The sequence below is a fragment of the Marinococcus sp. PL1-022 genome (assembly GCF_033845285.1).
Classification (GTDB): Bacteria; Bacillota; Bacilli; order Bacillales; family Marinococcaceae; genus Marinococcus.
On sequence record NZ_JAWXCX010000001.1, the window covers coordinates 3132691 to 3140269 of the forward strand.

A 7579-nucleotide genomic window follows, 5' to 3' on the forward strand; every position below is an offset into this window, starting at 1 on the left:
CACTAAGAGCGGCTTCTTTCAGGGAAGCCGCTCTGCTTATGAATGCATCACTGAAACTGGAAACAAACGATGTTTATATAGAAGAAAAATTAAAAACGATCTAAAGGGGAGACTACTATGAGCCAGGATCAAGAGCTGAACGACCAGTTCCGTGTACGCAGGGAAAAAAGAGAGGCATTGATTAATGAAGGAAAAAACCCGTTTGGAGAACGCTTCGCGCGTACGTATGATTCAAAAACCATGCACCGGGAGTTCGACGCTTTCTCTAAAGAGGAGTTAAGCGAAAAAAATACGGATATTACGATAGCAGGTCGCATGGTCACTAAACGTGGAAAAGGAAAAGCGGGGTTTGCACATCTGCAGGATCTTGAAGGGCAGGTCCAGATTTACGTACGGAAAGACGAAGTCGGCGATGAAGCGTACGAAGGCTTTAAGGATATGGATATTGGAGATATTGTCGGGGTGCGCGGCCGTGCATTCAAAACGAACGTAGGGGAACTGTCTGTGCGTGCAACAGAAGTAACCCTTTTAACAAAGGCTCTTCGCCCGCTGCCTGATAAATATCATGGTCTTCAGGATATTGAACAGCGCTACCGCCAGCGCTATTTAGATCTTATTGCGAACCCGGAAGTAAAGGATACGTTTATCATGCGGAGTAAAATTATCCAATCCATGAGAAATCATTTGAACCGCCAGGGCTTTTTGGAAGTAGAAACACCGATGCTTCATACGATACCGGGCGGAGCATCGGCACGTCCATTTGTTACTCATCATAATGCCCTGGACATGGAGCTTTACATTCGTATTGCGATTGAACTGCATCTAAAACGGCTGATTGTCGGCGGTATGGAAAAAGTCTATGAAATTGGCCGCGTCTTCCGTAATGAAGGTATTTCCACCCGTCATAATCCCGAATTTACCATGATGGAATTGTATGAAGCTTTTGGAGACTATGAAGATATTATGGATCTGACCGAAAGCCTGATCGTACAGATTGCTGAAGATGTGCTTGGGGGCACCACCCTGCAATACGGAGAAGAGCAGATTGAACTTGGCAATCAGTGGAAAAGAATGCATATTGTAGATGCTGTCAAAGAAGAAACCGGTGTAGATTTCTGGCAGGAAATGAGTGACGAAGAAGCGAGAGCACTGGCTAAAGAACATAATGTGCCAATTCGGGAAACGATGTCCTTTGGCCATGTGGTTAACGAATTCTTTGAGCACTTTGTTGAAGAAAAACTAATTCAGCCTACATTTGTGTACGGTCATCCACTCGCCATTTCTCCGCTTGCAAAGAAAAATGAAAAAGATCCCAGATTTACAGACCGCTTTGAGTTATTTATTGTAGGGCGTGAACATGCGAACGCCTTTAGTGAGTTAAACGATCCTGTGGATCAGCGGGAGCGGTTTGAAAAACAGGTGGAAGAAAGAGAAGCTGGAGACGAAGAAGCTCACATGATGGACTATGATTACCTTGAAGCAATGGAATATGGACTTCCCCCAACGGGAGGACTCGGGATAGGTATTGACCGTCTGGTGATGCTGCTTACAAACTCTGCTTCTATCAGAGACGTGCTTTTGTTTCCACAAATGCGGAGCCAGGCTTCACGCGAAGAGTAGAAAGCTTTCTGCCGGCTTTCTGATTTGAAAGCCGGCAATTATATAAAAAAATTAAAAGAAAATATAAAAATGGGTTGCGTACAAATAAGAAACGATGATATATTATTTTTTGTCGCCGTAAAGAGAGCGGCGGGCTGCTCAGACAGCTGAAAAAAGTTATTGACTTAATAACACTTCGGTGTTAACATATAAAAGTCGCAAAAATAACGACAGATTGTTCTTTGAAAAGGAAAGACAAGCCAGAGCCCCAAAGAAAAGAATCAAATTTAGGGCATTTCGGATGCCACAGCATCAAACTTTTTACGGAGAGTTTGATCCTGGCTCAGGACGAACGCTGGCGGCGTGCCTAATACATGCAAGTCGAGCGCGGGAAGCCGGCGGACTCCTTCGGGAGGAAACCGGTGGAACGAGCGGCGGACGGGTGAGTAACACGTGGGCAACCTGCCGGACTGATGGGAATAACCCCGGGAAACCGGGGCTAATGCCCAATGCGCCCTGACCTCGCCTGAGGTCAGCGGTAAAGCAGGGATCTTCGGATCCTTGCACAGTCCGATGGGCCCGCGGCGCATTAGCTAGTTGGAGAGGTAAGGGCTCCCCAAGGCGACGATGCGTAGCCGACCTGAGAGGGTGATCGGCCACACTGGGACTGAGACACGGCCCAGACTCCTACGGGAGGCAGCAGTAGGGAATCATCCGCAATGGGCGAAAGCCTGACGGTGCAACGCCGCGTGAGTGATGAAGGTTTTCGGATCGTAAAGCTCTGTTGACAGGGAAGAACCCACGTCAGTCGAACAGGCTGGCGTGCTGACGGTACCTGTCCAGAAAGCCCCGGCTAACTACGTGCCAGCAGCCGCGGTAATACGTAGGGGGCAAGCGTTGTCCGGAATTATTGGGCGTAAAGGGCACGCAGGCGGTTTCGTCAGTCCGATGTGACAGGCCACGGCTCAACCGTGGAAGGCCATTGGAAACTGCGAAACTTGAGGACAGAAGAGGAGAGTGGAATTCCACGTGTAGCGGTGAAATGCGTAGATATGTGGAGGAACACCAGTGGCGAAGGCGACTCTCTGGTCTGTACCTGACGCTGAGGTGCGAAAGCATGGGGAGCAAACAGGATTAGATACCCTGGTAGTCCATGCCGTAAACGCTGAGTGCTAGGTGTTAGGGGTTTCGATACCCGTAGTGCCGAAGCTAACGCATTAAGCACTCCGCCTGGGGAGTACGACCGCAAGGTTGAAACTCAAAGGAATTGACGGGGGCCCGCACAAGCGGTGGAGCATGTGGTTTAATTCGACGCAACGCGAAGAACCTTACCAGATCTTGACATCTTCCGCTACGCCTCGAGAGAGGCGGTTCCCCTTCGGGGGACGGAATGACAGGTGGTGCATGGTTGTCGTCAGCTCGTGTCGTGAGATGTTGGGTTAAGTCCCGCAACGAGCGCAACCCCTAATCTTAGTTGCCAGCATTCAGTTGGGCACTCTAAGGTGACTGCCGGTGACAAACCGGAGGAAGGTGGGGATGACGTCAAATCATCATGCCCCTTATGATCTGGGCTACACACGTGCTACAATGGATGGTACAACGGGATGCGAACCCGCGAGGGGGAGCCAATCCAGAAAAGCCATTCTCAGTTCGGATTGCAGGCTGCAACTCGCCTGCATGAAGCCGGAATCGCTAGTAATCGCGGATCAGCATGCCGCGGTGAATACGTTCCCGGGCCTTGTACACACCGCCCGTCACACCACGAGAGTTTGCAACACCCGAAGTCGGTGAGGGAACCCTTCTGGGACCCAGCCGCCGAAGGTGGGGCAGATGATTGGGGTGAAGTCGTAACAAGGTATCCCTACCGGAAGGTGGGGATGGATCACCTCCTTTCTATGGAGCAGTACCCCGGTCCCGCAGGGACCGGGCAGGGGCCTGGCTTGGCTTTCCTTTTGAGAGAACAATTCAACTATATATCACCCTATATAGTTGGAGTTTGTAATGGGCCTGTAGCTCAGTTGGTCAGAGCGCACGCCTGATAAGCGTGAGGTCGGTGGTTCAAGTCCACTCAGGCCCACCATTATAACTCGGGGCCTTAGCTCAGCTGGGAGAGCGCCTGCTTTGCACGCAGGAGGTCAGCGGTTCGATCCCGCTAGGCTCCACCATAATTATTACCGAACGTTGGACCTTGACAACCGAATACCGAGACCAACACACACAAGCAACACAAGGCTGCCGGCTGTTTCGGCCGGCGGCCGCGTCGAAGAATGACCGCGTATCGAGTGGTTAAGAAGAAAAGGGCGCACGGTGGATGCCTTGGCACTAGGAGCCGAAGAAGGACGCGACGAACGGCGAAACGCTCCGGGGAGCTGTACGTAAGCTTTGATCCGGAGATGTCCGAATGGGGAAACCCGCCTTCCGTCATGGGAAGGCGTCCGGCCGCTGAACACATAGGCGCCGGACGGTAGACCCGGAGAACTGAAACATCTTAGTACCCGGAGGAAGAGAAAGCAAACGCGATTTCCCGAGTAGCGGCGAGCGAAACGGAATCAGCCCAAACCGGGATGCTTGCATCCCGGGGTTGTAGGACCCCCGCACGGCAGGCGGGGAGGATAGGCGAAGCGGCCTGGAAAGGCCCGCCAGAGACGGTAACAGCCCGGTAGCCGACATCCTCCCCCCGCCGGGGGTATCCTGAGTACGACGGGACACGAGAAATCCCGTCGGAAGCTGGGAGGACCATCTCCCAAGGCTAAATACTCCCTAGTGACCGATAGTGAACCAGTACCGTGAGGGAAAGGTGAAAAGCACCCCGGAAGGGGAGTGAAACAGATCCTGAAACCGTGTGCCTACAAGAAGTCGGAGCCCGTTAAGGGGTGACGGCGTGCCTTTTGTAGAATGAACCGGCGAGTTACGCTCGTCTGCAAGGTTAAGCCGCAAAGGCGGAGCCGCAGCGAAAGCGAGTCTGAAGAGGGCGATGCAGTAGGCGGGCGTAGACCCGAAACCAGGTGATCTACCCATGACCAGGGTGAAGGCCAGGTAACACTGGCTGGAGGCCCGAACCCACGCAAGTTGAAAATTGCGGGGATGAGTCGTGGGTAGCGGTGAAATGCCAATCGAACCTGGAGATAGCTGGTTCTCCCCGAAATAGCTTTAGGGCTAGCCTCGGGTATGAGAGTCCTGGAGGTAGAGCACTGATTGGACGAGGGGTCCTTCCCGGATTACCGAATTCAGTCAAACTCCGAATGCCAGCGACTTGCTGCCCGGGAGTCAGACGGCGAGTGCTAAGATCCGTCGTCGAGAGGGAAACAGCCCAGACCACCGGCTAAGGTCCCTAAGTCTGCGTTAAGTGGAAAAGGATGTGGAGTTGCTTAGACAACTAGGATGTTGGCTTAGAAGCAGCCATCATTGAAAGAGTGCGTAATAGCTCACTAGTCGAGTGACTCTGCGCCGACAATGTACCGGGGCTAAACGCAGCACCGAAGCCGTGGACTCTCCCGCATGGGAGAGATGGTAGGGGAGCGTTCCAGGGGCTTTGAAGCCGGACCGTGAGGACCGGTGGAGCGCCTGGAAGTGAGAATGCCGGTATGAGTAGCGAAAAGAAGGGTGAGAATCCCTTCCGTCGAAAACCCAAGGTTTCCTGAGGAAGGCTCGTCCGCTCAGGGTTAGTCGGGTCCTAAGCCGAGGCCGAAAGGCGTAGGCGATGGAAAACAGGTTGATATTCCTGTACCACCTCCGTTCCATTTGAGTGATGGGGGGACGCAGGCAGGCACGGCCGCGCGCTGCTGGACATGCGCGTTGAAGCTGGCAAGGCCGGGGGAGCGGCAAATCCCTCCCCCAGACGGCCAAGCGGTGACCAGGAGGGCCCTACGGGGCCCGAAGGGCCGGCACCTACCCTGCCAAGAAAAGCCTCTAGCGAGGAACGTGGTGCCCGTACCGTAAACCGACACAGGTAGGTGGGATGAGTATTCTAAGACGCGCGGGAAAACTCTCGTTAAGGAACTCGGCAAAAGGACCCCGTAACTTCGGGAGAAGGGGTGCTCCCCGGGGTGAATAGCCCCAGGGAGCCGCAGTGAAAGGGCCCAAGCGACTGTTTATCAAAAACACAGGTCTCTGCGAAGCCGTAAGGCGAAGTATAGGGGCTGACACCTGCCCGGTGCTGGAAGGTTAAGAGGAGGCGTTATCCCCCTTCGGGGGGAGAAGCGCCGAATTGAAGCCCCAGTAAACGGCGGCCGTAACTATAACGGTCCTAAGGTAGCGAAATTCCTTGTCGGGTAAGTTCCGACCCGCACGAAAGGTGCAACGACTTGGGCACTGTCTCAACGAGAGACCCGGTGAAATTATAATACCTGTGAAGATGCAGGTTCCCCGCGACAGGACGGAAAGACCCCATGGAGCTTTACTGTAGCTTGACATTGGATGTGGGTACCACTTGTACAGGATAGGTAGGAGCCATCGAATCCGGACCGCCAGGTTCGGAGGAGGCGCTGGTGGGATACTACCCTGGTGGTATCGACATTCTAACCGCAGGCCGTGATCCGGCCTCGGGACCGTGTCAGGTGGGCAGTTTGACTGGGGCGGTCGCCTCCCAAACAGTAACGGAGGCGCCCAATGGTTCCCTCAGAATGGTCGGACATCATTCGCAGAGTGCAAAGGCACAAGGGAGCTTGACTGCGAGACCTACAAGTCGAGCAGGGACGAAAGTCGGGCTTAGTGATCCGGCGGCACCGCATGGAAGGGCCGTCGCTCAACGGATAAAAGCTACCCTGGGGATAACAGGCTAATCTCTCCCAAGAGTTCACATCGACGGGGAGGTTTGGCACCTCGATGTCGGCTCATCGCATCCTGGGGCTGAAGTAGGTCCCAAGGGTTGGGCTGTTCGCCCATTAAAGCGGTACGCGAGCTGGGTTCAGAACGTCGTGAGACAGTTCGGTCCCTATCCGTCGCGGGCGCAGGAAAGGTGAAAGGAGCTGTCCTTAGTACGAGAGGACCGGGATGGACACACCGCTGGTGTACCAGTTGTTCCGCCAGGAGCACTGCTGGGTAGCTACGTGTGGACGGGATAAGTGCTGAAAGCATCTAAGCATGAAGCCCCCCTTAAGATGACCTTTCCCCTCTACGGAGATAAGACCCCTTGAAGATGACGAGGTAGATAGGTCCGGCGTGGACGCATGGCGACATGTGCAGCGGACGGATACTAATCGGTCGAAGTCTTATCCACGCACAGCACGATACGCGGCCGTGGCTGCGGTCTCGGTATTTGGTTGTCAGGGCCCGACGGGCCAGTCCGGTGGCAACAGCGAAGAGGATCCACCCGTTCCCATGCCGAACACGGAAGTTAAGCTCTTCAGCGTTGATGATAGCCGGGGGTTCTCCCCCCGTGAAAGTAGATCGCTGCCGGGCATTTAAATATTTGTGGAGGATTAGCTCAGCTGGGAGAGCACCTGCCTTACAAGCAGGGGGTCGGCAGTTCGATCCTGTCATCCTCCACCATTAATACGAGCCATTAGCTCAGTTGGTAGAGCATCTGACTTTTAATCAGAGGGTCGGAGGTTCGAATCCTCCATGGCTCACCATGATTTTGCGGGAGTAGTTCAGTGGTAGAACACCACCTTGCCAAGGTGGGGGTCGCGGGTTCGAATCCCGTCTCCCGCTCCATTTATGCGCCCGTAGCTCAATTGGATAGAGCGTCTGACTACGGATCAGAAGGCTAGGGGTTCAAGTCCTCTCGGGCGCACCAATTATTCATTCAATAACGGGAAGTAGCTCAGCTTGGTAGAGCACTTGGTTTGGGACCAAGGGGTCGTAGGTTCAAATCCTGTCTTCCCGACCATCTAATATATGGGGCCTTAGCTCAGCTGGGAGAGCGCCTGCTTTGCACGCAGGAGGTCAGCGGTTCGATCCCGCTAGGCTCCACCAACTTTTTTTGAAAAAATCATTGACGCTGTGAAGCACAGTTGATATGATATTAATTGTCGCTTTG

At 53.8% G+C, this 7579-nt stretch carries 1 protein-coding gene, 8 tRNA genes and 3 rRNA genes; all 12 read left to right on the plus strand.

The features are described 5' to 3' along the window. Positions 1–117 precede the first annotated feature (117 nt). The 12 genes from lysS to SIC45_RS16065 all read left to right on the plus strand — a co-directional run bounded on the left by lysS (position 118) and on the right by SIC45_RS16065 (position 7515). Complete coding sequence (gene lysS / locus SIC45_RS16010; protein ID WP_319632903.1) at positions 118–1620, plus strand: lysine--tRNA ligase; 1503 nt, start codon at positions 118–120, stop codon at positions 1618–1620. A 299-nt stretch (positions 1621–1919) separates the two neighbouring features. Then, positions 1920–3492, plus strand: a 16S ribosomal RNA gene (locus tag SIC45_RS16015). A 110-nt stretch (positions 3493–3602) separates the two neighbouring features. Further along, positions 3603–3679, plus strand: a tRNA-Ile gene (locus tag SIC45_RS16020). A gap of 9 nt (positions 3680–3688) precedes the next feature. After that, positions 3689–3764, plus strand: a tRNA-Ala gene (locus tag SIC45_RS16025). Between the two features lie 119 nt (positions 3765–3883). Beyond that, positions 3884–6817, plus strand: a 23S ribosomal RNA gene (locus SIC45_RS16030). A 65-nt stretch (positions 6818–6882) separates the two neighbouring features. Continuing rightward, positions 6883–6999 (plus strand): 5S ribosomal RNA (rrf, locus tag SIC45_RS16035). The 16S, 23S and 5S rRNA genes sit together here with 8 tRNA genes alongside, the layout of an rRNA operon. Before the next feature lie 14 nt (positions 7000–7013). Continuing rightward, a tRNA-Val gene (locus SIC45_RS16040) sits at positions 7014–7089 on the plus strand. Between the two features lie 7 nt (positions 7090–7096). Continuing rightward, positions 7097–7172: transfer RNA gene (locus tag SIC45_RS16045), tRNA-Lys, on the plus strand. Positions 7173–7179: 7 nt separating this feature from the next. After that, positions 7180–7254 (plus strand) — tRNA-Gly (locus tag SIC45_RS16050). A gap of 5 nt (positions 7255–7259) precedes the next feature. After that, positions 7260–7336: transfer RNA gene (locus SIC45_RS16055), tRNA-Arg, on the plus strand. A gap of 16 nt (positions 7337–7352) precedes the next feature. Next, positions 7353–7429, plus strand: a tRNA-Pro gene (locus SIC45_RS16060). A gap of 10 nt (positions 7430–7439) precedes the next feature. Continuing rightward, positions 7440–7515, plus strand: a tRNA-Ala gene (locus tag SIC45_RS16065). Positions 7516–7579 lie beyond the last annotated feature (64 nt).

Excerpts from the sequence above, each read along its gene's own strand:
- lysS (WP_319632903.1), top strand. The coding sequence starts at position 118 with ATGAGCCAGGATCAAGAGCTGAACGACCAGTTCCGTGTACGCAGGGAA.